Raw genomic sequence first — 23,355 nt, forward strand, 5'->3', positions numbered from 1 at the left:
GGGGGTTTTACCCCGGGGTGGGTGCCCCCCCCCCCAATTTTTTTTGGGCGCGCGTCGCGCCCCAGCGGGGATAAATCCCCTCGCCACAGGGGGTATCTTTCAGGCCAGACAATTGCGTTTGGCCTGGAGGATGGTCAGAACTGATAACTCACAGTAGCCGCCACATTGCGCTCTTCACCCATGTAGCAAAAGTTCAGGCTGGCACACGAGGCGACGTAGGTTTCGTTGGTGAGGTTGTTGGCGTTCAAGCGCACATCCACGCCTTTCAAGCCGACCTTGCCCAGGTCATACCCCACCGATGCATCGAACAGCGTGTACGAAGGCACCTTCATGGTGTTCTCCGCGTCGACCCAGCTGTAGCCGACATAGCGCACGCCGCCGCCCAGTCGCAGGCCATCGAGCGTGCCACTGTCGAATTTGTAGTCGGCCCACACCGAGGCCATGTGGCGCGGGGCCTGGGTCGGTGAGTTGCCTTTGTTTTCGATGATGTTGGTGGGCGTGCTCAGGGTACTCACCATTGATTTCGAGTATTCGATGTCGGTGAAGGTGTAGCTGCCCAGCACCTTGAACTGTTCGGTCAATTGCACGTGCGCTTCCAGTTCCAGGCCTTGGGAGCGGACGGCGCCGACGGCGCGGTAGAAGTTGTCCTGGGGCAGCTTGGTCGCCAGGTTCTCCTGGTCGATGCGGAACAGCGAGGCGGTGTACAAATCATCCGTGCCCGGCGGCTGGTATTTCAGGCCCAGTTCCCATTGTTTGCCGTCGGTGGGCGGCAAAGGATTGCCGGCGCTGTCGGCATAGGAATTGGGGTTGAACGACTCCGAATAGCTGATGTACGGCGCCAGGCCGTTATCGAACAAATACAGCGCCCCGACGCGACCAGTGAGCTTGGTGCGCTTGTCGTTGATCTCGGTGCCTTCAGGGCGGCCGAATTCGGCGATGCGGTTTTCGTCCGAGGTCTCGACCCAGTCCTGGCGCAGGCCCAGGGAGAAGCGCCACTTGTCCATTTCGATCAGGTCTTGCAGGTAGACGCCGGTCTGCTCCAGGCGCCGCAGATAGCTGGTGTCAGAGCGATTACTGATCGCGGAATTGCCATAGACCGGGTCGAAGGCGTTGATCGGAGCGAGGGTGCCGCTGGTCCAATCGACCACGGTCTTGCGCCGCTGGTAGTCGGCGCCCATCAGCACCGTGTGCTTGGTCGCGCCGGTGAAAAATTCGGCCTGCAGCATGTTGTCGACGATGAATGAACGCAGCTTTTCGTTGGCGCCGGTGTAGTAGCGGTTCAACTCGTTGCTGGTGGGGCTGGTCCAGCCGAAGGCGTAGACCTGATTGTTGGTGACGTCGGAGTCCAGGTAGCGGAAGTTCTGCCGGGCGGTGAAGACGTCATTGAAGCGGTGCTCGAATTGATAGCCGAACGACTGCTGGTCACGCTCGTACACGTCGACGCCGGGCTCGCCTTCGAAGAAGTGTTCCGAGATCCGCCGGCCATTGCGCTTGTGCAACGCGCCATCGGCCGGTACGCCGCCATGGTAGCCGCCGTCGGGTTCGTGCTGCAGGTAGGCTTGCAGGGTCAGCGAGGTGTCCTCGGTGAAGTCGATGCTGACGGTGGGCGCCAGGGTGAAGCGCTTTTCCTTGTTGTGATCGAACTGGGTGTCGGAGGTGTCCGCCAGGCCGACCAGGCGATAGGCGATGCGTTTTTCATCGTCCACCGGCCCGCTGAAGTCGAAGCCCACGCCGCGCTGGCCCTGGGTGCCGACGGTGGCCTGGACTTGGTGATAGGCCTCGTACAGCGGCTTCTTGCTGGTGAGCGCCACCAGGCCGCCCGGCGAGCTGCGGCCATACAGCACTGAGGACGGGCCTTTGAGGATGTCGACCCGTTCCAGGAAATACGGATCGACCTGCATGGAGCTGTAGGTGCCGCTGTCACCCATGGACTTGAGGCCGTCGAGGTAGATGTTGTCCACCGAGCCGTCGTTGAAGCCGCGCATGGCCACGTAGTCGTAGCGATGCGTCGCGCCGTAGGGGTTGGTCAGCACGCCGGGGGTGTAGCGCATCGCCTGGGAAACGGTCTGCGCGCCCTGGTCATCCATTTGCTCGCGGGTCACCACCGATACGCTTTGTGAGGTCTCGCGCAGGGCGGTACTGGTTTTGGTCGCGACTTGGCTGTGGGTGGCGTTGTAGCCGGCCATGCTGCCCAAGGCGTTACCCAGGGCGAAACCCTTGACGTCGGTGGTCGGCAGCGCCAGCGCGCTGTCCGCGGCTTGGGCCTGCAAGACGTAGCCGCTGCCTTCCTGGCCGATCGCAACCAGCCCCGAGCCATTGAGCAACTGGTTCAGGGCCTGGTCCGCCGAATACTCGCCTTTGAGTCCCGGCGACTGGCGGCCAGCGGTCTGCTCGGGGGTGCTCGCCAGGGTAATCCCGGCTTGGCGCGCGAACTGGTTCAGCACCTCGCTCAACGGGCCCGCGGCGATGTTGTAGCTCTGGAGGCTGGCGGTGACGCCGTCCTGCGCGGCGATGGCCAGCGTCGGCGCAGCGCTGACGCCCAGCGCCGTGCTCAGCAGCGCGGCACGGACGGCTTGGCGCAAGAGGCTGGTTTGCGGGGAACAGCCGAAGGAGGTCTTGAGGGTTACGCGCTCAGTCATTATGGGTTTCCGTTGGAGTCGCTGAAGGCAGATAAGCGTTGCTTACTGTCCTAGCCGGACGCCTGCGCAAAACCCGCCAAAAAAAATCAGGCCGGACGTTCCACTGTCAGCCACCAGCGGGTTCGATAGCGCAGTTGCACGGGCAGCGTGCGCGGGAGCACGGCCAGCGTCTTGTCGATGTCGTCCAGGCGGAAGACGCCGGACAAACGCAGGTCCGCCACCGAGGCGGCGCATTTCAGATAGCCCCGGCGGTAGCGGCCGACCTCGTTGAGAAAGTCTTCCAGGCGCATGTTGCGCGTGACGATCAAGCCGTCCGCCCAAGCGCCTGCGTCCATGTCCAAGGGCGGTGCCAGGGTCGCTGTCGTTGCGCTGACGAGATAGCTTTGCCCGGCCTCCACTTGGATCGGCGCGCCGTCGCTGCCTTGGTGCGAGCGAATGGCGACCCGCCCGCTGGTGACGCTCAGGCGCGTGCAGTCGCTGTCCTGGCGTACGACGAAGCGCCCCTCCAACCCTTCGAACAAACCTTCGCGGCTTTTCACCAACAGCGGGCGTCCGGGATCGCGGCCGCAGGTGACCATGATTTCGCCGCGCGCCAACGTGATCAGGCGTTGGCTCGCCGTGTAGTCGAGATCGGCCGCGCTGTGGGTGTTGAGTTCCAGCCGTGTGCCGTCCGGCAATTGAAAACCGCGTCGTTCGCCCGTGGCGGTAGCGAAGTCGGCACTCCATGGCTGCCAGCCCAAATCCTTGCCCAGCCACGCGGCGGCACCCACCACGGCGACGCCAGACAATAGTTTCAACGCCTGGCGCCGACCGAGGCGCTGGGCGCTGGTTTCCAGGGTGTCGAGGGCGATGTGGGCGCCGGGCACGGCTCGAAGGTTGGCCGTCAGCTCGCTGTGCAGCGACTGCACCCGTTGCCAGGCCAGTTCGTGATCGTTGTGGGCGATGCGCCAAGCGTCGCACTGTTGGCGCAGGACCGGGTTGGCGGCATGGTTGCGCAGGCGCAGCAGCCAGTGGATCGCTTGCTTGACCACTTGTTGCGAAGGGCCGCGCCCCCGCGAGGTTTGATCCATCGGCTCAATCTTCATAGCGCAGCACGTAGCAGTGATACAGCGCATCGGCGACATAACGTTCCACGGACCGCAACGAGATGCCCATTTGCTCGGCAATCTGCTTGTAGGTCATGCCTTCACACTGGGCCAGGAGGAACGCCCTGCGCACCTTGGGCTTGAGGCCTTCGAGCATGCGCGCGATGGCTTCCAGCAGTTCAAGGATCAACGCCTGGGCTTCGGCACCGGGGGTTTGTGCTTCCGGCAGGTGCGCGATGGTTTCCAGATAGGCGCGTTCGATTTCTTCTCGGCGCCAATGATCAATCACCAGGCCTTGGGCGACGGTGCGCAGAAAAGCGCGGGGCGCCTTGAGATCCAGGCGTTCGGTGCGTTGCAGCAGGCGTACGAAAGTGTCCTGGGCCAGGTCGGCCGCATCGGCGGCGTTGCCCAATCGGCTGCGCAACCATGTGTGGAGCCAGCCGTGGTGGCTGCAGTAGAGCGCCTGTACTGCTAACTGGGGAGAGGACATGAACGCGATGGCCTGATATCACAAATGATAATAGGTCGCATTGTCATAAGCGTTCATTAAATTTGCAACCACCGTTCGCCGTGGAATCCTTCCGATTCAGTGGTCATCTCGTCGGACAATTGTACAACCGGCTAATCTTTTCCAGGCGCTGGCCGACAGCAAGGTATGCGTGCACCAAAATGGAGCGGATCCAATCTCAGCTCTGCGGCTACATGGAATTGCCAACCGGAATGCACCCCCATCCCCTGCATAAGAAGTCCCATCCATGAATCTAAAGTTCAGCCACAAAATCCTCCTGGCCGCCTCTGGTGTGGTGGTTCTGGCTTTCGCCCTGTTCACGCTCTACAACGATTATTTGCAACGCAACACCATCGGCCGCAGCCTTGAGTCATCCATCGAGCAATCCGGTGACCTCACGGCCAGCAGCGTCCAGAACTGGATGAGTGGGCGGATACTGGTATTGGAAAACCTGGCGCAAAACATCGCGCATCAGGGGACGGGCGCCGATTTGCCGGGGCTGGTCGACCAGCCGGCGTTGACCTCGAACTTCCAGTTCACCTACGTGGGCCAGAACAACGGCGTGTTCACCCAGCGGCCTGACGCGAAGATGCCCGACGGTTATGACCCACGTCAGCGTCCCTGGTACAAACAGGCCGTCGCCGCCGATAAAACCATGCTGACCCCACCTTACGCGGCGGCCGTTGGCGGCCTGGTGGTAACCATTGCCCTGCCGGTCAAGCACAACGGCGAGCTGCTCGGTGTGGTCGGTGGTGACCTGAGCCTGGAAACCCTGGTGAAGATCATCAACTCCGTGGATTTCGGTGGCATCGGCCATGCGTTCCTGGTCAGCGGCGACGGTCAGGTGATCGTCAGCCCGGACAAAGACCAGGTGATGAAGAACCTCAAGGACATCTACCCAGGCACCCCGGTGCGCATCGGCAAGGGCATCCAGGAAGTCGAGCTGAACGGGCAGGACCGCATCCTTTCGTTCACCCCGGTAGCCGGTTTGCCGGGCGCCGAGTGGCACATCGGCCTGTCGATCGACAAGAGCAAGGCCTACGCGCCGCTGAGCCAGTTCCGCACGTCGGCGCTGATCGCGATGTTCGTCGCGGTGGCGGCGATTGCGTTGCTGTTGAGCTTGTTGATCCAGGTGCTGATGCGTCCGCTGACCACCATGGGCCGTGCCATGCAGGACATCGCCCAGGGTGAAGGCGACCTGACCCGGCGCCTGGTCGTGCAGGGCAAGGACGAATTCGCGGTGTTGGGTGGTTCGTTCAACCAGTTCGTGGAACGTATTCACGCTTCGATCGCCGAAGTGTCTTCCGCCACGCGCCAGGTGCATGACCTGTCGCAACGGGTGATGACGTCTTCCAACGCCTCGCTCGTCGGTTCGGATGAGCAGAGCGCGCGCACCAACAGCGTGGCCGCCGCGATCAACCAGTTGGGCGCCGCGACCCAGGAAATCGCCCGCAACGCCGCCGATGCTTCGCAGCACGCCAGTGGCGCCAGCGAACAGGCGGACGACGGTCGCCAAGTAGTAGAGAAAACCATCCAGGCCATGACCGAGCTGTCGCAGAAGATCAGCCTGTCGTGTACCCAGATCGAAACGCTGAACGCGAGCACCGACAACATCGGGCACATCCTGGACGTGATCAAGGGTATCTCCCAGCAAACCAACCTGCTGGCCTTGAACGCCGCCATCGAAGCGGCCCGTGCCGGTGAAGCCGGACGTGGTTTCGCGGTGGTGGCCGATGAGGTGCGCAACCTGGCGCATCGCACCCAGGAGTCGGCCGAAGAAATTCACAAGATGATCACGTCGTTGCAAGTCGGCTCTCGTGAGGCCGTGACCACGATGAACGCCAGCCAGGCCTCCAGCGAGGAGAGCGTGGAAGTGGCGAACCAGGCCGGCCTGCGCCTGGTCAGCGTGACCCAGCGCATCGGCGAAATCGATGGCATGAACCAGTCCGTGGCCGCTGCGACCGAAGAACAGACTGCCGTGGTGGAAACCCTCAATATGGACGTCACGCATATCAACACTTTGAACCAGCAAAGCGTCGCCAACCTCAACGAAACCCTGAAGGATTGCGATGCCTTGTCACAGCAGGCCAATCGGTTGAAGCAGTTGGTGGACAGCTTCAAGATCTGATCCAGGGGAGCTACCGCCATCGTCGGATCGCCGCCCCGAGCAAGCTTGCTCCCACCGGGGATTGGCGGTGGCTCCAGATCTTTTCATCCACCGCAGAGCCCATGTGGGAGCGAGCCTGCTCGCGAAGACGGCAGCCCTGGCGACATTTATGCCAGCTGACCCACCGCTTTCGCGAGCAAGCTCGCTCCCACAGAGGGTTGTGGTCAGACGAACATCTTCACCACATTCCCCATCGCCTCATCGGCGAACCCTTGCAGGAAGTCTCGGAACCCCGACGGTGTATGCGCGTCGGTGTGGTCGGCGATGATGGTCCAGGTCGCGCGGCAGCGGTTATTCGCCAGGGGCTCCACGCGCATCGCCGCCCAGAGGTTGTCGATGCCCAGGGTGTTGTAGATCAGCGTCCAGGTCATGTGCATGGCCTGGTCGTCGCGGCTGTTGAGTTGTTCCACTACCAGGTTTTGTCCATCGCGAAAGAATTTCTTGCGCAGGGATCGCACGCCTTCGCCGGTCATTTCGATGCGTTCAAGCGCGGGGATGAAACGGTTGAAACCGCCAAAATCACCCACTATGTCCCAGACTCGCGCCGCGTCGGCAGGCACTTCTACCGAGGTTTCGACATGGCAGGCCTGGGGGTTCTTGATCAGGGTGTCGGGTTGGAATGCACTCATGGTCTTGCTCCTTGCGTTGGGTTGGGTTGCTTCAGATGAAATCGATAGCCTTGAGATAGTCGGCACCACGGCGCAGCAGGGCCGGTGATTTTTCCGGGTAGCGCGCGCCCATTTGCCGTACGCCGGACCGGGCGTTGTCATGGCGGATCAGCGAGATGTCGCCAATGTCTTCCTCGAAGCCGTTGAGGTAGAAACCCAGTACGCCAAACAGCGCATTGTCGGTATCGACTCGCGCCAATTGCCGTTGCCAGTCAGCGATGCTCACCAGGGAGAATTCCCGGCCACTCTCGCGAAACGACGCGACGTAGGCGTCCCAGCTCAGCGGCTCGGGGTTGTGCAGGTTGAACACGGCCTGGTTGGGTTGGTAGCGGCTGGCGTGGAAGGCGATGAAACGGGCCAGGAAGTCCACCGGCATCAGGTCGAAATTGAGCGACAGATCTGGCACCTGGCCGAGCTGGATCGAGCCCTTGAGCATCAGCATCAAGCGGTTCTTGTGGGGCTGGCAGACCCCGGTCTGGCTGTTGAAGCTGATGTTGCCGGGACGGAACAGATTGACCCGCACGCCCAGGTCGCGGGCCCGTTGCAGGATCCGCTCGCCGACCCACTTGGACAGGTTGTAGCCGTTCTTGATGTAGATCGGCGGTGTCTCGGCCGCCGGTAGTTCCAGCACCTGGCCCTCGGCGTCCAAGGCGCTGGAGGCCGACAACGTCGAGACGAAGTTGAAGATCTTCTTGCTGCGCCCTTCGCACAGGCGCAGGCATTCGAAGATCGGCTCGACGTTGTCCCGCGCCAGGGACTCGTAGTCGAGCACATGATTGACGTGGGCGGCGTTGTGCACCAACGCGCCGAAAGTGCTGTCGAGGCGCTGGTAGATGTCGTCCGGCAAACCCAGTTGTGGTTGGGTGATGTCGGCGGCATAGACGCTGACCCGACCCAGGTCCAGGTGCTCAAGATGGTTTTCCCGCAGGGCCTGGGCAAAGCGTTCGGCTGCGCTTTGCCCTGCGGATTCACGCACCAGGCACGCCACTTCCGTGGCTCCCCACGCCAGCAACGCCTCGACGATGTGCACACCGAGAAAGCTGTTGGCGCCGGTCACGATCACCTTGTGGACATCACCGCTCTGACTGATCGGCAGCGGATCGAGGTTGAGCTCGGCTTCGGCGTCGATGAACGCCTGGGGACTGAGGGTCGATGCCTCACTTTGCCCAGGGCTGTCGAGCAACTTCGCCAGGGTGATCAGCGTCGGCGCTTCGATGAAGCGATTGATCGACAGGCTGCGCCCGAATGTCTGGCGAATGCTCAACAGCAGTCGCGACAGCAGGATCGAATGTCCACCCAGGTTGAAGAAACTTTCGTCGGTGGCGATGTCCTCCACCGGCAGTTCCAGCAGCTCGGCCCATAGTTGCTGGAGCTGTGTTTCCAAAGCGTTTTGCGGTTGGCGTCCCTGACTGCCAGCCTGGACCGAGCCCGCCGTGGCAAGGAGCGCGCGGCGATCGACCTTGCCGTTGCTGGTGTAGGGCAGGCTGGGCAGTTCGACGTAGGCCGCCGGGTGCATGTAGTTGGGCAATGTGTTTTGCACATGGGCCCGCAAGGCCTGGAGCGCGGCGCCGGGCTGATCCTCCAGGGGCCCTGCCAGGAACGCCAGGATCCGCCGTCGCTCATCGACCCCCACCGCCACTTGGCGAAACAACTGACGGTCGCGCAGGCAATGTTCGATCTCTTCGGGCTCGACCCGAAAGCCGCGGATCTTCACTTGGTTATCGCGACGGCCGCAGAGCTCGATCCCGTTGTCGGTCCATTGGCCGATGTCACCGGTGCGATAGACCCGCAGCGTCTGCCCGGTGGGCAGCGTCAGGTCGAGATAACGGCTGGCGGTCAGCACCGGATCGTTCAGGTACCCCAGGCCGACACCAGGCCCGGCGATGTACAACTCACCGGGGGTACCGTCGGGGACCGGTTGCCGTTGTTCGTCGAGAATCAACACCTGCCCGTTGGCGATGGGCGTGCCCAGGTTGCGGTTGTTGTCGCCCACCGCAAATTGCCGGGTGGTCGCCAACACCGTGGTTTCCGTCGGGCCGTAGATGTTGTGGAACCGGCACTGCGGCGCCAGTCGCTCGATCACGTAAGGCTCGCAGACATCCCCGCCGGTAATCAGGTGCACCAGCCCCAAGGGCGCGTCCAGCGGCATGACACTCAACAGCGCAGGTGGAAGGAAGGCGTGGCTGACGCGCTGCTCACGAATCAACGCCACCAGTTGCTGCGGGTCGCGGCGCTGGTCCTCGCTGGGCACGACCAACAGCCCGCCCTGGATGAAGGTCGGCAACATGTCCAGCAATGACGCGTCGAAGTTGATCGTGGAAAACTGCAACGCACGGCTGTCTCGCCGCAGCCCGACATGGTCGCTGTACCAGGCGCAGAAATGGCTGAGGTTGCGATGGCTGAGCAAGACGCCTTTGGGCTGGCCGGTGGTGCCGGACGTGTAGATCGCCACGGCCGGTTCGTCGATGTTGACGATCCGGCGAATCGTCGAGGCAGGAATGGCCGGCCTCGACGATGGCAGTCGATGGACGTTCAGCGTGGGTATCGACAGTTCATCCAGATCGCTGTTGCCGTCATGGAGCAACAGGTCCGCCTTGGCGTTTTCCAGAATGAAGCGCCGACGTTGCGCCGGGTGTTGCGGGTCCAGCGGCAGGTACACCGCCCCACACCCCAGCACTGCCAGGATGGCTGCGTACAGCGGCGCCGATTTTGGCAGGCACACGCCGATCACCCGTGGGCGATCGGTTGCTTCCCGCAGGCTTTCCGGCATGGCCTGCTGAATTCGCAGCACGGAATCGCGCAAGGACTTGTAGTCGATGGCTTGGCCTTCGACCCACAGCGCAGGTTGCGTTGCGTCATCGAGCATGCGTTGCTCGATGTCGTGCATCACCGGCACTTCGGCGGCGGCCAGCAGCCAGGGAACCGCCTGCTGATTGAGGCGGTGTACGAAGGCCAATGGTTCCAGCACGTCCAGACCGTGCGCGGGGCCGGCAGCGTCATCCCGTGTCGCCGGCCATTGGTCGAAGCAGTGCTCATCGCGCGACAACTGGCTGACCAACTGTGCGGCATGCTCGACCACCGCCGCCATTGCGCGCAAACGCAACGATTGGCCGTTGCCGCAGCCCTGCGCATGAATGACGTCCTGAAGCAGAATCCGCTGCGCGCCGTCGCGAAAAACTACCACCGGTTGTGGCAGCGCGTGGCCGGGCAAGGCCTGGAGTACCACGCGCACCTGAAGGCGGAAACGGGCCCCGAGGGCGCATGGCACCGTACCGTCGTCGATCAACAGGTCGAACGTGCCGTGGCCGGCCGGCGCCTTCGCGACGCCATGGCCATGTTCCTCAAGTTCCCGGGCCAGTTCGGCCATGGCCTGGCTGTTGCCAGCCAGTGTAATTTCGAGGCGTCTCATTGGAAGGTCCTCATGGGGTCAAGTAATCGGCCAGGGCGTCGCGCACGCAGGGGGACGCGAGCATCGAGCTACCACGGAAAAAACGGGTGATGTTGCCCACCAGCGGGTGAAAACGATTGATCGGATAAGCCAGCGCACTGGCGTCTTCGCGCAATGACTGGCGCACCGATTCGTCGACGGGCAAGTGGCTGATCAGCTCGAAATCGAAGGTCTGCTGCAGATCGCTCGCCAGGTAATCGGCGATGAACCCAGGCATCAACCGCGCAATCGCCTCGTGGTCTTCTTCGGGCGCGGTGCGCCAGTAAATCTGCACCAGCCGTGTCCAGAAACCGGAATGCCGGCCCTCATCCAGCAGATGATCGGCCATCAACCCCTTGATCGAGGCCTTGACCGAATCGTCCCGGGCGAAGGCGGCCACTTCGTTGGTCACGGTGTTCTCGGCGATGGCGATGCAGATCAGTTCCACGGCGCTGAGCAAATGCTCCGGCGCCCGCGCCAGGGTGGTGGGAATCGCGCGGCTGAGTTCGATCTGCTGGGGCAGCGGGATCGGCGTGATGCCGGTCATGTCGATGGTTTGCTGCATGAAATCCATCGCCACCAAGGCGTGGTAATCCTCATCCACCACCACCGTCATCGCGTCGTAGCGACAGGCGAACGGAAACTCGATGCCGAAGCGATTCTTGGCGATACGCCGGGCGGTGTGGTCCACCAGCTCGGTCTCGAAAATCACCACGTCGTTGATGAATTTGTAGAGGCTCTGTACCAGGACAAAATCACGCAACTGCGGGCAATGGCTCAGGAAGGTCTGGCTGTGCACCAGCGGCTGGCGGCTCATGGGGAAGATCAACTTGTCGTCGTCTTCGACCCGGCGCCGTGGCCGGGTGCGGATGGTGGCGCGGCTTTCCCAGGCGTCGGCGAAGGATTGGTATTGGATGGCGTTCATGGCGTCACCTGCGCAACAGGCTGGGCCATGCTCTGGCGCAGGCCATCCCACAGCGCCGCACGGCTATGGACGGCGGCAATGGCGGCCGCCAGGACTTCGCGCTCGCGTTGCGGGTCGCCGTCGATCAACCGCGCCAGCAGTTTTTCCGCCGCCGGGCCATGGTCTTCGGAGTCCACCTCGATGTGCCGTTGCAGGTAGTACCGAAACGTCGGCGCCTGGTCCAGGCCAATACCCCAGGCGTCCAGCATGCGCTGGAACATTTGCGGGATGACGCTCTCGCGACCGTGCACGAACGCGGCGGCGACGCTGTGGGCCGGCGCGTGCAGGGCGGTGTGCAGCGTTTGACGCACAAACTGCGCGGCGGCGGGCTCGACTTCGACGCTGTCCAGCGCCGTGTCGGGGCTGACGCCCTCTTGCTGCAGGACGATGAATCGTTCGATCGGCCGGGTGTCCGCGCCGACCTCGCGCATGGCGTCCAGGTACAGTTCGAAATGGCTGCAATAGCCCGCGCCGGGGCGGTCGTCGGACTCTTCGCCCAAGACAATCTCGTTGATCAGTCGCGCAGCGTGCGGGTCGGCCGGGGGCAGCCACGGCAGATGTACGCAGGTCAGTTCCCGTTGCAGGCGCTTGGTCAGGGACATGAAGTCCCAAACGGCGAAGACATGACTTTCCATAAAGCGGCGCAACAGGTCGATTGATGTTATTTCGGAAAAAACCGGGTGTTGGCCAAGTTCGTGTTTTTTCAGAGATAGTTGTTCTTTGGTTGGCTGCATTGGAACGTCCTCATCAATGATGTTTGTCCGGAAGTTGCTCGCTTTCTTTTCAAGAGGCGAGCAAGTGCTTGAACCGGAGTCCATGGGTTGTTAGTACTTCTGGTTATTGCGCGATTCGGGTCGCTGCGCCTGTGCTAGAGGCGTTTTGTCAGGGTTGTAATGGTCGATACCAATTCGACGAGTTAAAAATTAGTACAAGACTTAAAGGCCATGCAAGTTATTTCTCAGTTATTTAAAGTTGCTGTTTTATTGGGCGCGAAGAGGTTGGTTAAAACTTTTGTTTTAAGTTTTATTGAGGCGAAGTTGCTCCTTCCGATTTATAACTATCAGAATCGAATGTTTCGAGTGAATGCCTCACTCGGAGCACTTCAGGGATCGGGAAAGTAAGAAGTAAGTGTTTTAAGGGCGGGGTGCCGGTCGGACTACCGGCCCTTCCGCCAGTTGGGCGACGCTCCTTGCGTAATGGCTTCGATTCGCCTGGCTACCACCGGGCGCTGACTTCTTCAGGTCTATTTTTGAATCGACAAGCGCAAGAGTGAGCCCAAATCGACAGCAGTTCCATCGGACTGATGCCACGACGGGACGCAATCGCGGCCGGGCCGTGGTGGCTAGGCAACCCAGGTGTGGGAAGGATGTGTAAGAAAATACTGCGCCGGCCAGATGGCCGGCGCTGGGGGGCGACTCGATTAACGTTCCAGGTGCCGACGCATAGTGACGGAGGCTTTCTCCAGATGGGTTTCGAGCAGAAGAACCGCTTGATCGATATCTTTGGCTTTCGCGGCGTCGAGCATCGCGCGATGGTCATCCTGGGTCAGCTTGCCCAGGCCCATGGACGATAGGTGAAAACGCAGGAAGCGTTCTTCTTCGTTGAGTTCACGCTCGATGAGGTCCAGCAGCTTGGCGTTGGGCGCCTTGTGGTAAAGCGACATGTGGAACAAGCGGTTGAGCCTGGCGATCTCGGCGTAACTGGTCTGCCCTTCGAGCTGTTCGATGTATTGGGCGGCCATGGCCAAGTCGTTGTCGTCGAGCAGCGGGATGGACAGGCGCAGGGCGAAGCCTTCCAGGACCGAACGCAGGGCATAGGTCTCGACCGCATTGCTGGTGATCAACGGCGCCACAACGGCACCCTTGTGCTGGACCACCGTGAGCAACGATTGCGCCTCGAGCTGACGCAACGCCTCGCGCACCGGCATGCGGCTGACGCCGAACAGATCCGCCAGTTCCTGCTGGCGCACAGCGGTGCCACTGGGCAAGCGTCCGTCGAGAATGGCCTCGCGCAGGGAGCTTTCGATGATCGAGCGCGCCTGGGCTGCGGGAATGGGGCCGTTGACCTGGATAGTGCTTAACGGTTTGGGCTTCTGTGTCACGACAACACCTGACTGGTAGTAACGAAATTGGATCCAAGCCAACATTAGTTACAGATTGCCAAGCCGTCAAAGTCTCGCGGCGCCGGTTCCTGAACTAGAGTTTAGTCTGCTTGCGGTGATTGCAACCTGCCATTGTCTTTTGCCGGGCCAGGCTTCACCATCCAACGAATTTTCCAACCGCCCTTTCGGACGTATTTCCCTTGGCTGCACCTTTCCCAGTCCTCAGGTTCTTGCGCTGGCTGTGCTCGGCATTGCTGCTGGCGGGCCTGATGCTGGGTGGCCTGCACGCCGACTGGGACTTTGCGCAGATCAGCCGGCGGGCGCAAGCATTATATGGACCGTTGGGGGAAGGGCAGCAGCGGATCGATGCATGGCAGGAATTGTTGGCGACGCAGAAGCAGATTCCGGAATTGGAACAGCTCAAGGTGGTGAACCTGTTTTTCAACAAGAAGGTGCGCTACGTGGAAGACATCGACCTGTGGCGGGAGGTCGATTACTGGGAAACCCCGATCCAGGCGCTGTGGAAGGGCGCAGGCGATTGTGAGGACTACGCGATTGCCAAGTACTTCAGCCTGCGTCACCTCGGCGTTTCCAGTGACAAGCTGCGCATCACCTACGTCAAGGCCCTGCGGCAGAACCGTGCGCACATGGTGCTCACCTACTACGCCACCCCTGATGCGATGCCGCTGGTACTCGACAGCCTGATCGACGGCATCCTGCCGGCCAGCCAGCGAACCGACTTGCTCCCGGTCTACTCCTTCAACGCCGAGGGACTGTGGCTGCCGGGCACCAAGGGCAACAAGAAAGTGAGTGATACCAAGCGCCTGTCGCGGTGGCAGGATGTGTTGAAGAAAATGCAGGCCGAAGGTTTTCCGGTCGAGACGACTAACTAGGAGCGCGCGCTCAGATGTCCTTGTTCAAACAGCTGTTGATCGCTATTTGTCTGTTCCTGGTGGTTGCCTTCAGCGGCAGCTTCATGGTCAGCCTGGAGAGCTCGCGGGCCCAGTACGTCAATCAACTGCGCTCCCACGCCCAGGACGCAGCCACGGCGCTGGCACTGTCCTTGACGCCGAACATCGACGACCCGGCGATGGTCGAGTTGATGGTCAGCTCGATCTTCGACAGCGGCTACTACGCAAGCATCCGCGTGGTCGATGTGGCCACCGACAAGACCCTGGTCGAGCGCACCGGTACCCCTGACGCCGGCAGCGTTCCTCAGTGGTTCATCAAGCTCATTGGCCTGGAGCCGGCCGGCGGCGACGCGATTGTCAGCCGCGGTTGGGAGCAGGCGGCGCGGGTCGAAGTGGTCAGCCATCCGATGTTCGCCCTCGCCAAGCTGTGGCAGAGCGCCCTGGGCAGCCTGGGCTGGCTATTGCTGTGCGGCGCCGTGAGCGCGGTGTTGGGAGCCTTGCTGCTGCGTCGCCAGCTCAAGCCGCTGGACTACATGGTGCATCAGTCCCACGCCATCGCCCGGCGCGAATTCCTGAGCCTGCCGGAGCTGCCACGTACGCCTGAACTGCGCCGGGTGGTGCAGGCGATGAACCAGATGGTCGAGAAGCTCAAGGCATTGTTCCAGGAGCAGGCCGAGCGCAGCGAGAAGCTGCGGATCGAGTCGTACCAGGACAACCTCACCGGATTGGCCAACCGGCGCTATTTCGAGATGCAGTTGCATGCACGGGTGAGCAATCCCGAGCAGGCCAGTTCCGGTTATCTGCTGTTGTTGCGGGTCAAGGACCTCGCCGGTCTGAACCAGCGGCTGGGCGGGCAGCGCACTGACCAGTTGCTCAAAGCCGTGGGTGAGCAATTATTGCGTGAGTGCGCTCGGTACCCGGAAACCCATAACCTGGTGACGCGCATTCGCGGTGGTGAGTTCGCCGTGCTGGCGCCCGGACTGGTCCGTGAGGAGGCGCTGCAACTGGCGCAAAACCTCGAAGCGGCGTTGGCGAGCCTGCATGCCACCGGCGCGACGGACATGGCGACGGTGGCCTCCATCGGGCTGGCGCCGTTCGTCCATGGCGACTCGCCGCAAGCGGTGCTCCAGCTCGGCGACCAGGCGTTGGCCCAGGCCGAAAGCCAGGGCGAACCGAGCTGGGCCTGCCTGGATCACAGCGCATCGGCCAGCGTCGGCGATGATCACCATGCCTGGCACAACCTACTTGACCAGGCCCTGGACAATCAACGTTTCGAGCTGTACTTCCAACCCGTGGTGGCCGCCCAGGACACCCAGGTGGTGCTGCATTACAAGGTGCTTTCGCGGCTGCTGGACGAGCAGGGCCAGACAATCCCTGCCGGGCGTTTCCTGCCTTGGCTGGAGCGCTTTGGCTGGACCGCGCGACTGGATCGCCTGATGCTCGAACAGGTGCTCAAGCAGATGACCGGGCACGAGCAGTCCTTGGCGTTGAACCTGTCTTCCGCCACGCTGGCCGATCCGCAGGCGCTGGCCAAGGTTTTTGAAATACTGCGGTCCCACTCCAACCTTGGGTCGCGCCTGACGCTGGAGATTGGTGAAGAGCAACTGCCCGAGCAAGCGGTGCTGGAGCAATTGACCCGGCAGTTGCGCGAGCTTGGTTTCTCCCTGAGCCTGCAGCGCTTTGGTGGGCGGTTCAGCATGATCGGCAACTTGTCGCGGCTGGGGTTGGCCTATCTGAAGATCGATGGCAGTTACATTCGCGCGATTGATCAGGAGAGCGACAAGCGTCTGTTCATTGAAGCTATCCAGCGTGCCGCCCATAGTATTGATCTGCCGTTGATTGCTGAGCGGGTGGAGACGGAGGGGGAGTTGGCGGTGATTCGGGAGATGGGGTTGTTTGGGGTGCAGGGGCAGTTGGTGGGTGAGCCTCGGCGTTGGGGGTGAGGGTTGTTGGCTAATTTTTGACCGGGTACATATCCGTTACTGCGGTCACGGCGGCTTAGGGTTCCGCCCTTACGGCGGCTTACTTTTTTTCAGACGCCAAAAAAAGTAAGCAAAAAAGGCTCGCCCCACCACTCGGTGCCTCGCCGAGGCTCGGCATGCCCTCACTCCGGCATTGCTCCGTGGGCCCGCCGCGATGGGCCATCCATGGCCCTGCGCGGCTAACCCGGCATCCATGCCGGGTTGCCCGCTCCACAATGCCTGCGTTCGGCCATCGTGGTTAACGGGGCCTGGCAGATCAAAAGCAAAAGCCAAAGCCAAAGCAAAAGCCAAAGCCAAAGCCAAAGCCAAAGCCAAAGCCAAAGCCAAAGCGAGGCGGCTTGATGGCCGATCTAGTTCTTGGTGAGACCGCGTTTGCCCTGTGGGAGCGAGCCTGCTCGCGAAGACAATCGAACGGTCGATGAAGATGTGAATGCACTGGCCTCTTCGCGAGCAGGCTCGCTCCCACAGGATTTGCGGCAAACCTGCATCGGGCTGCTGCTGGAAATCCGATGTGGGAGCGAGCTTGCTCGCGATAGCACCGCCAGCAGCCGTTACCGCAGAAATGGATCCACCTCCTAAAAGCCAGGTCCTAGGAGATTTCCTTCAAGTTCTGGCGAAGTCGGTGAACTTGTCCGGCGTCCATCTAGTGGCTAGTCTGGGTTTGTCACTGAAAAAACGGTGACACGGACGTGCAAGTCCGAAGAAACTGTTTAGGATGCGACGCTACATCGCTCATGGGCTTTTTTCTGTCCACTGGCTTTATGGCGGCTGCACGCGGGAGATCCTTGGATCTGCCGGGTGTCCTAAACAGGCCCGGTCTTGCACACCTGCGTACGGCCGCCACCCTCATTCGCGTGCAAGCGAACGGTGACGGCTTCCACTTAACTGTTTAGGAAATCTCAAATGTTCAAAGCAACTCCAAATCCGCCAGGAAGCCCTGGCAACGCCTCTGACAAATCCTCGAAATCCAAAAAACTCGACGAAGCCGCCGAACGCGTCCTCGACTACTACCTCAACCCCAAACCCGCCGATCAATCCTCGAACAAATCCCAAGGGCCCCAACTCTTCATGGTCGCCCCGGACATCGACACCGAAACCCTACTGGCCAACGCCTCCGAAGACCTGCTGTCCATCAGCGCCATCGCCGCCAACCTGGCGGATGACGTCGACGGCTCGCGCCGCAGCGTGATCCTGGCGATCAGCCGCATGGCGGATGGGGTGCATTTGCTGGTGGAACGGGCGATGGATCGGCTTGAGGTTCAAGCCACAATCTGAAAGACCTGTGGTGAATTGAAGACCGCTTTCGCGAGCAAGCTCGCTCCCACACTGATCTGTGTTGAACCGAAATATCGAAATCAACACAAAATGAACTGTGGGAGCGAGCCTGCTCGCGAAGGCGTCAGCCCAGACAATTCCAAACCCGTGGCGAGGGGATTTATCCCCGTTGGGCTGCGTAGCAGCCCCAGATACCTAAAGGTGAACTGCCTGACACACCGAGGCGGCTGGGTTTTAGGGCCGCTGCGCAGCCCAGCGGGGATAAATCCCCTCGCCACAGGTGTTGTGTGCTGCCTGAAATGACGTGGGAGCCTAGATCAACCCCTTCTCATCATCATCGATCAACCGGCTCAGCCCGCCCAGCGCTTCACGGGCCTGGTTGCGGTCCATCAGCTTGGCCTGGGCCGCGGGTGGCAGGTCGGTGACGCGAATGACGCCTTTGCTGGTCAGCACCTGGATCAAGTCATCGAGTACCCGGATCATCTCCAAGTCGCTTTGCTTGAGCTGCTTGAGGCTGTTTTCTACTGCCTGGTTGGCGAACCAGTCCTGGATTTCATGGTTGTCGGCCGGCAAGGTCTCGGTGGCCTCGGCGTAAGCGGTGGCTTCGACGCGCACCAGCAGGCCTTGTGCATCACGTTGCACATAAAACATCGGGCATCCCTCATGTATGAAGCGGCGTCATGCTGGGCAGCATAGGCCAACCAGGGGGCGTTTGAACACTTATCCGTGGCGAGGGAGCTTGCTCCCGCTGGGCTGCTCGGCAGCCCTAAAAACAGGGCCGCTTCGCGCCCCAGCGGGAGCAAGCTCCCTCGCCACGGGGTCCGTGTCAGCGTCAGCTGTTGTTGTGATCGATCTTGATGGTCGGATCACTGCCGGCGATGAGGGAGTTCAGGTTGATGTTCGACCAGTTGTTGCCTTCGAGCTTGATCGTCACGTCCGGCGCCGCTGCGCTGTTGGCCGTGTTGAACTGGCCGGTGGTGCTGACTTGCAAGGAGGAAACGCCATCGACCGTGGTGATTTTCAGGAAGTGGTCGATGGTACTGCCGGTTTCGCCCTGCAGCAGGTCCCGCAGATCGATCCGATCACCGTCGCCGGCCTTGAAGTCCTTGATCACGTCAGTACCGGTGTCGCCGGATTTCCAGACGAAGGTGTCGCCGCCCAGGCCACCGATCAGGGTGTCGTTGCCCTTGCCGCCGATCAGGGTATCGGCACCGCTGCCACCGAGCAGGATGTCATTGCCCTTGCCACCGTCCAGCAGGTCGTTGCCGCCCTGGCCGAACAGGATGTCGTTACCGGCGCCGCCCAGCAGGGTGTCGTTGCCATCATGGGCGCCAGACACATCGAACGCGGTGTAGTGCTCGGTGATGTACTGGTGCACGTTGCTGGTGGTGATCTTGCTGACGTCGACGCCGCTTTGCTGGGCCACGAACGACTGGATCGCCTGGTAACCCTCGCCGGTGATGCCGTTGAAGCTCACCAGATCGCCGAAGAGGATGTCATTGCCGTCGCCGCCATTGACCGTGTCGGCACCTGGCAACGTCGCTTCGGTGTGGCCGATGATCGAGTTGGCCAGGTCCTTGGGGTCGATGTTGGTTTGCGGCTTGCCATCGGAGTCGTACGGCTTGAGGTCGTCAAGGGTCACGCCGTTGTTCAGGCCGATGGCTTCAACGTTGCTCAAGCCTTTGAGCAGGGTGAAGCTGGCCGTTGAGCCGGCTGCTGCCGAGGCGTCGTTCCACCCGCCGCCGTCCACGTTGGAGAACTCGAACGTGCCGTTGCCCTCGGCATGCACCGTGCCGACGTAGTTTTCGTTCCAATTCTTGCCGTTCTTGATGGACAGGTACATGTCCCCATTTTCTTCGATGATGAATTTGTGCGTGCTGTCGATCGTCTGGGTGTAGTACTTGCCCACGGTGTAGTTGGCCGCGCTCAGGACGTCGTCGAGCTTGACGGTGCCGTACAACACTGGGTTCGTCTCTTCGCCGGACTGGTAGCGCGTTGGCTCACCGTCGGTGATGAAGTACGTCAGGTTCTTCGCACCGGTATTACTCAGGGCCTGGGTGCTGTTGAAGAAGTTTGCGGTGGTCTTGAACACGTCTTCATAGTTGGTATTGCCGCCGGACACCATCGAGTCGAGCACGTTCTTGAGCAGTGTCAGCGCGTTCGGGTCGTTGAGGTTGACCGCAACGTTCTTGTTGACCTGGTTATCGAAGTCCGCCAGGAAGATGTTCACCGTCCCGGAGTTGCTGCCCAGGCTCTGCTTGAGCGTGTTGAACACCTGGGTCAGCGAGTTCTTCGCGGCGGTAACGGACGACGAACTCATGCTGCCGGAGCTGTCGACCATGAAGGCGATGTTGTAGTTGACGCCCGGCACCACGGTCAGTCCGCCGATGTCGGCGACCACGATGTCGTTGCCATCGGTACCGGTGACATTGTCGCTGCCGGAGGTGGCGGTGACGGCGTTATAGGTCGCCGGGTAAACGGTGACCGGGATCTGCGCGGTCGTCACGGCCGACCCGCCGAGGGATTCGGTGGAGGTCGACGTTACCGTCAGGTTGATCTGGCCGTTGTAGTAGGTCGGTGGCGTCAGGTTCAGACTGCCCAGGTTCCAGCCAGTCACCGAGGCCTCGCCGTTGGCACCCACGATCGCGGTGTGGCCGGCGCCGTCGCTCAGCACGCTGCCTTCCGGCATGCCGCCGATCTTCACGCTCAGGCTTTCGGAGCCGTCGGTGTCGGTCAGCGCGGTGGTGATCTTCGACAGGTTCACGCTGCCGCCTTCGCCACCTTCGTTGAGCTTGAAGCCGTCGTAGTAGCCTTCGCCGTTGGTGCCGTGCAGGTCGGAAACGCTGACCCCGGCGTTCGTCAGGTCGGTGACACCGGTGTAGAGCGGTACGCCGGCACTGCTCAGGTCTACCGGCGTGCTGCCGTTGATCGACAGGTTCACGTCATAGCTGCCCGGGCCGGTCTGGTTGTGGTGGTAGATGTCCAGGGTGTAGTAGCCGCTGCTGGTCGGGGTGAACGAACCATTGAGCTGGCCACCCGCGCCCCAGGTGATACCCGCCACGTCCTTGCCGCCGACCGTCACCAACAGGCTGTCATCGCCCGTGCCACTGAAGGTATAGGTCTTGCCAGCTTCCAGGAAAATCAGCCCCGAGGTCTTCGACGCGGTGCCCGGATTGACGTTGCTGTCGTTCTGGACGTTGGTCACGTTGGTGCTGCTGTTCGGCGTGCCGGCGGCATCGATCACCGACTTGAGTGTGCCGGACGGCGCGCCGCTGCCATCGGTGCCCAGGCCCGACAGGCCGGTCCAGACTTCCTTGATCAAGCCAGTGGAGGTCACGTTGTTGCCGGCCACGTTGAGGGTCGGTGCGTCGGCGGTCGGCGTGATGTCGATCTTCACCGTGCCGGTGTTGCCCAGCGCCTGGCCGTCGGTAGGCTGGAACTTGATCTGCGTGTAGTCAGCCTGTTGGTTGCCCACGCCGCTGCCACCGTAGCCATTGGTCCCGGATTCATTGGCATCTGGCGTGAAGCGCAGCTTGCCGGCATCGATATCGGCCTTGGTGAAGGTCTGGTTGTTGGCCACGTCCTTCCAGGTCGCACCGTCCAGGTACTGCAGCTTGCCATCGCCTGGCAGCCCGGTGATTTTCACGCCCTGGCTGGCGGCGGAGCTGTCCACGTCGCTGACGCCGAAGGTCGACCAGCCAAGCACCAGCGAAGTGTCTTCGGTACCGGTCACCGAACCGCCCGTGGCGACCGGTGCATCGTTGACGCCGACCACGTTCACGGTGGTGGTGGCGGTGTTGGAGTAGCTTGCGCCGTCAGTCACCGTCACGGTGATCACGCGCGGTACGCTGCTCGGGTCTTCGCTGTTGTTGATGAAGCTGATGTTCTTGATCTGCTGCATGTAGTCGGCCAGCGTCGCATTGCCCGTCAGCGTCAGGACGACTTTGCCGTCGGTGCTGTTGGCGTTGATGCTGATGCCGTTGACGCTGTTGCCCAGGTTCAGATGATCGCCAGGCTGACGGTTGGTCAGCACGATGGTGGCGCCGGTCAGCATCGTGCTGTCCGGGTCGGTGATCTTCAGGTCGGTGTCGGCGATGGACACGCCCGGGCCGGAAGTGCCTTCGGTGAAGGTCACCTGGTAGTCGGCGCCGGTCTTGCCGCTGGAATCGTTGGCATCCAGGTCAAGCGCAGGCGGCGTGTCGTTGTCGATGATCGACGTACTGACGCTGCCGTTGGTCCCACTGACCGCCAGGTGCTCGAAATTGCCGCCAGTGGCCGAGTCGATCTTGACCACGAAGTTTTCAGTGCCTTCGGTGATCTTGTCGTCCAGGGTGGCCACGTTGAAGTTGGCGCTGGTGGCGTTGGCCGGAATCTTCACGGTGTAGACGCCGGTAAAGTCCGAGCCGTCGGCGGCGGTACCGCTGTAGACGATCTTCACCGTCACTTCGGTTTGCGCCGGGTTCGTCAGGCTGACGGTGTACGTGGCGGCCTGGCCTTCGGTGACGGAGGTGCTGCCGCTGATGCTGACGGTGGTGTTGTCGACAGTGTCGCCCACGGCCGTCGACGCGCCGGCGCTATTGACGCCGATGGCTTCGAGATTGCCTCCGGAGGCCGATTTGATCGACTCGGTGATGGACGGCGCACCGGTGTAGACATCGTTGCCGACATGCACATCGAGCGCACCCGAGCTTGCGCCGGCGGCGATGGTGATGGTCTTGCCGCTTTCCAAGGTCACGGTCACTGGACCGTTCTGAGCGGTGACGGGTTTGCCGTCGGCGCCGGTCAGGGTGGCGGTGTAGGTGATGGTGCCGTTTTCGTTCACGTTCGGCGTGGCGGTCAGCGTCACGGTGGTAGTGTCGTTGACGTCGCTAACCACGGTGCTCACAGGCGCGGTGTTCGGTGCGATGGCTTCGAGGTTGCCACCGGATGCATCTTTGATCGATTCGGTGACAGTCGTTGGACCTTGGTACACGTCGTTGCCGACAGGCACATCGAGCGCACCCGAGCTTGCGCCCGCAGCGATGGTGATGGTCTTGCCGCTGTCCAAGGTTACGGTCACTGGACCGTTTTGCGCGGTGACCGGTTTTCCGTCGGCACCGGTCAGGGTCGCGGTGTAGGTGATCGTGCCGTTTTCATTCACGGTCGGCGTAGCGGTCAATGTCACCGTGGTGGTGTCGTTGACGTCGCTAACCACGGTGCTCACAGGCGCGGTGTTCGGTGCGATGGCTTCGAGATTACCCCCCGATGCATCTTTAATCGATTCGGTGACGGTGGTTGGGCCTTGGTACACGTCGTTGCCGACAGGCACATCGAGCGCGCCTGAACTTGCGCCGGCGGCGATGGTGATGGTCTTGCCGCTTTCCAACGTTACGGTAACCGGACCGTTTTGTGCGGTGACAGGTTTGCCGTCTGCGCCGGTCAGCGTGGCGGTGTAGGTGATGGTGCCGTTTTCGTTCACGGTCGGTGTGGCGGTCAATGTCACCGTGGTGGTGTCATTGACGTCGCTAACCACGGTGCTGACTGGAGCAGTGTTTGGAGCAATGGCTTCGAGATTACCGCCGGATGCATCTTTGATCGATTCGGTGACAGTCGTTGGACCTTGGTACACGTCGTTGCCGACAGGCACAT

At 61.6% G+C, this 23,355-nt stretch carries 13 protein-coding genes and 1 pseudogene; 4 read left to right on the forward strand and 10 right to left on the reverse strand.

Features of this window, described 5'->3' with window-relative positions:
* Nucleotides 1-134: 134 nt before the first annotated feature.
* The 3 genes from JMN22_RS24010 to JMN22_RS24020 all read right to left on the reverse strand — a co-directional run bounded on the left by JMN22_RS24010 (nt 135) and on the right by JMN22_RS24020 (nt 4,214).
* On the reverse strand, nt 135-2,639 hold the full coding sequence (locus tag JMN22_RS24010; protein WP_198798029.1) for a TonB-dependent siderophore receptor: 2,505 nt from the start codon (nt 2,637-2,639) through the stop codon (nt 135-137).
* A gap of 86 nt (nt 2,640-2,725) precedes the next feature.
* On the reverse strand, nt 2,726-3,709 hold the full coding sequence (locus JMN22_RS24015) for a FecR domain-containing protein (RefSeq protein ID WP_198798030.1): 984 nt from the start codon (nt 3,707-3,709) through the stop codon (nt 2,726-2,728).
* 4 nt (nt 3,710-3,713) lie between these two features.
* Nucleotides 3,714-4,214, reverse strand: a complete 501-nt coding sequence (locus JMN22_RS24020) for a sigma-70 family RNA polymerase sigma factor (RefSeq protein ID WP_198798031.1) — start codon at nt 4,212-4,214, stop codon at nt 3,714-3,716.
* Nucleotides 4,215-4,479: 265 nt separating this feature from the next.
* On the opposite strand from JMN22_RS24020, the gene JMN22_RS24025 reads away from it, so the two are divergent.
* Nucleotides 4,480-6,360 (forward strand): methyl-accepting chemotaxis protein, encoded by a 1,881-nt coding sequence (locus tag JMN22_RS24025; protein WP_030138482.1) that lies wholly within the window; start codon nt 4,480-4,482, stop codon nt 6,358-6,360.
* Between the two features lie 203 nt (nt 6,361-6,563).
* Here the strand turns inward: JMN22_RS24025 and JMN22_RS24030 are convergent, their stop codons facing one another.
* From JMN22_RS24030 to JMN22_RS24050, 5 genes are all read right to left on the reverse strand, one after another.
* Complete coding sequence (locus JMN22_RS24030) at nt 6,564-7,028, reverse strand: SRPBCC family protein (protein WP_198798032.1); 465 nt, start codon at nt 7,026-7,028, stop codon at nt 6,564-6,566.
* A 31-nt stretch (nt 7,029-7,059) separates the two neighbouring features.
* Nucleotides 7,060-10,476 (reverse strand): non-ribosomal peptide synthetase, encoded by a 3,417-nt coding sequence (locus tag JMN22_RS24035; protein WP_198798033.1) that lies wholly within the window; start codon nt 10,474-10,476, stop codon nt 7,060-7,062.
* A gap of 10 nt (nt 10,477-10,486) precedes the next feature.
* Nucleotides 10,487-11,419, reverse strand: a complete 933-nt coding sequence (locus JMN22_RS24040) for a diiron oxygenase (RefSeq protein ID WP_030138479.1) — start codon at nt 11,417-11,419, stop codon at nt 10,487-10,489.
* The gene (locus JMN22_RS24045; RefSeq protein WP_198798034.1) at nt 11,416-12,192 is read right to left on the reverse strand and encodes a DUF3050 domain-containing protein; all 777 of its coding nucleotides are present in this window, start codon (nt 12,190-12,192) and stop codon (nt 11,416-11,418) included. Before JMN22_RS24045 ends, JMN22_RS24040 begins: the two co-directional genes overlap by 4 nt.
* 686 nt (nt 12,193-12,878) lie before the next feature.
* A complete protein-coding gene (locus JMN22_RS24050; RefSeq protein WP_030138477.1) occupies nt 12,879-13,559 on the reverse strand; it encodes a GntR family transcriptional regulator in 681 nt (226 codons plus the stop codon).
* Between the two features lie 269 nt (nt 13,560-13,828).
* On the opposite strand from JMN22_RS24050, the gene lapG reads away from it, so the two are divergent.
* From lapG to JMN22_RS24065, 3 genes are all read left to right on the forward strand, one after another.
* A complete protein-coding gene (gene lapG / locus JMN22_RS24055) occupies nt 13,829-14,452 on the forward strand; it encodes a cysteine protease LapG (RefSeq protein ID WP_407684463.1) in 624 nt (207 codons plus the stop codon).
* 14 nt (nt 14,453-14,466) lie between these two features.
* On the forward strand, nt 14,467-16,413 hold the full coding sequence (gene lapD / locus JMN22_RS24060) for a cyclic di-GMP receptor LapD (RefSeq protein WP_030138475.1): 1,947 nt from the start codon (nt 14,467-14,469) through the stop codon (nt 16,411-16,413).
* A 942-nt stretch (nt 16,414-17,355) separates the two neighbouring features.
* On the forward strand, nt 17,356-17,727 hold the full coding sequence (locus JMN22_RS24065; protein WP_030138322.1) for a DUF6124 family protein: 372 nt from the start codon (nt 17,356-17,358) through the stop codon (nt 17,725-17,727).
* Nucleotides 17,728-18,039: 312 nt separating this feature from the next.
* On the opposite strand, the gene JMN22_RS24070 is transcribed toward JMN22_RS24065, so the two are convergent.
* Nucleotides 18,040-18,378, reverse strand: a complete 339-nt coding sequence (locus JMN22_RS24070) for a hypothetical protein (protein WP_014335964.1) — start codon at nt 18,376-18,378, stop codon at nt 18,040-18,042.
* Nucleotides 18,379-18,559: 181 nt separating this feature from the next.
* Nucleotides 18,560-23,355 (reverse strand): annotated as a pseudogene (locus JMN22_RS24075) (LapA family giant adhesin); the annotation flags it as partial.

The sequence above is a fragment of the Pseudomonas sp. HB05 genome, from assembly GCF_016756915.1.
In the GTDB taxonomy this organism is placed as follows: Bacteria; Pseudomonadota; Gammaproteobacteria; order Pseudomonadales; family Pseudomonadaceae; genus Aquipseudomonas; species Aquipseudomonas alvandae.

What these genes read in the sequence shown, in the direction of transcription:
- JMN22_RS24065 (WP_030138322.1), top strand. Translation starts at nt 17,356, where the DNA reads ATGTTCAAAGCAACTCCAAATCCGCCAGGAAGCCCTGGCAACGCCTCT.
- JMN22_RS24040 (WP_030138479.1), bottom strand. Translation starts at nt 11,419, where the DNA reads ATGAACGCCATCCAATACCAATCCTTCGCCGACGCCTGGGAAAGCCGC.
- lapD (WP_030138475.1), top strand. Translation starts at nt 14,467, where the DNA reads ATGTCCTTGTTCAAACAGCTGTTGATCGCTATTTGTCTGTTCCTGGTG.
- JMN22_RS24010 (WP_198798029.1), bottom strand. Translation starts at nt 2,639, where the DNA reads ATGACTGAGCGCGTAACCCTCAAGACCTCCTTCGGCTGTTCCCCGCAA.
- JMN22_RS24035 (WP_198798033.1), bottom strand. Translation starts at nt 10,476, where the DNA reads ATGAGACGCCTCGAAATTACACTGGCTGGCAACAGCCAGGCCATGGCC.
- lapG (WP_407684463.1), top strand. Translation starts at nt 13,829, where the DNA reads ATGCTGGGTGGCCTGCACGCCGACTGGGACTTTGCGCAGATCAGCCGG.
- JMN22_RS24045 (WP_198798034.1), bottom strand. Translation starts at nt 12,192, where the DNA reads ATGCAGCCAACCAAAGAACAACTATCTCTGAAAAAACACGAACTTGGC.
- JMN22_RS24020 (WP_198798031.1), bottom strand. Translation starts at nt 4,214, where the DNA reads ATGTCCTCTCCCCAGTTAGCAGTACAGGCGCTCTACTGCAGCCACCAC.
- JMN22_RS24025 (WP_030138482.1), top strand. Translation starts at nt 4,480, where the DNA reads ATGAATCTAAAGTTCAGCCACAAAATCCTCCTGGCCGCCTCTGGTGTG.
- JMN22_RS24030 (WP_198798032.1), bottom strand. Translation starts at nt 7,028, where the DNA reads ATGAGTGCATTCCAACCCGACACCCTGATCAAGAACCCCCAGGCCTGC.
- JMN22_RS24070 (WP_014335964.1), bottom strand. Translation starts at nt 18,378, where the DNA reads ATGTTTTATGTGCAACGTGATGCACAAGGCCTGCTGGTGCGCGTCGAA.
- JMN22_RS24015 (WP_198798030.1), bottom strand. Translation starts at nt 3,709, where the DNA reads ATGGATCAAACCTCGCGGGGGCGCGGCCCTTCGCAACAAGTGGTCAAG.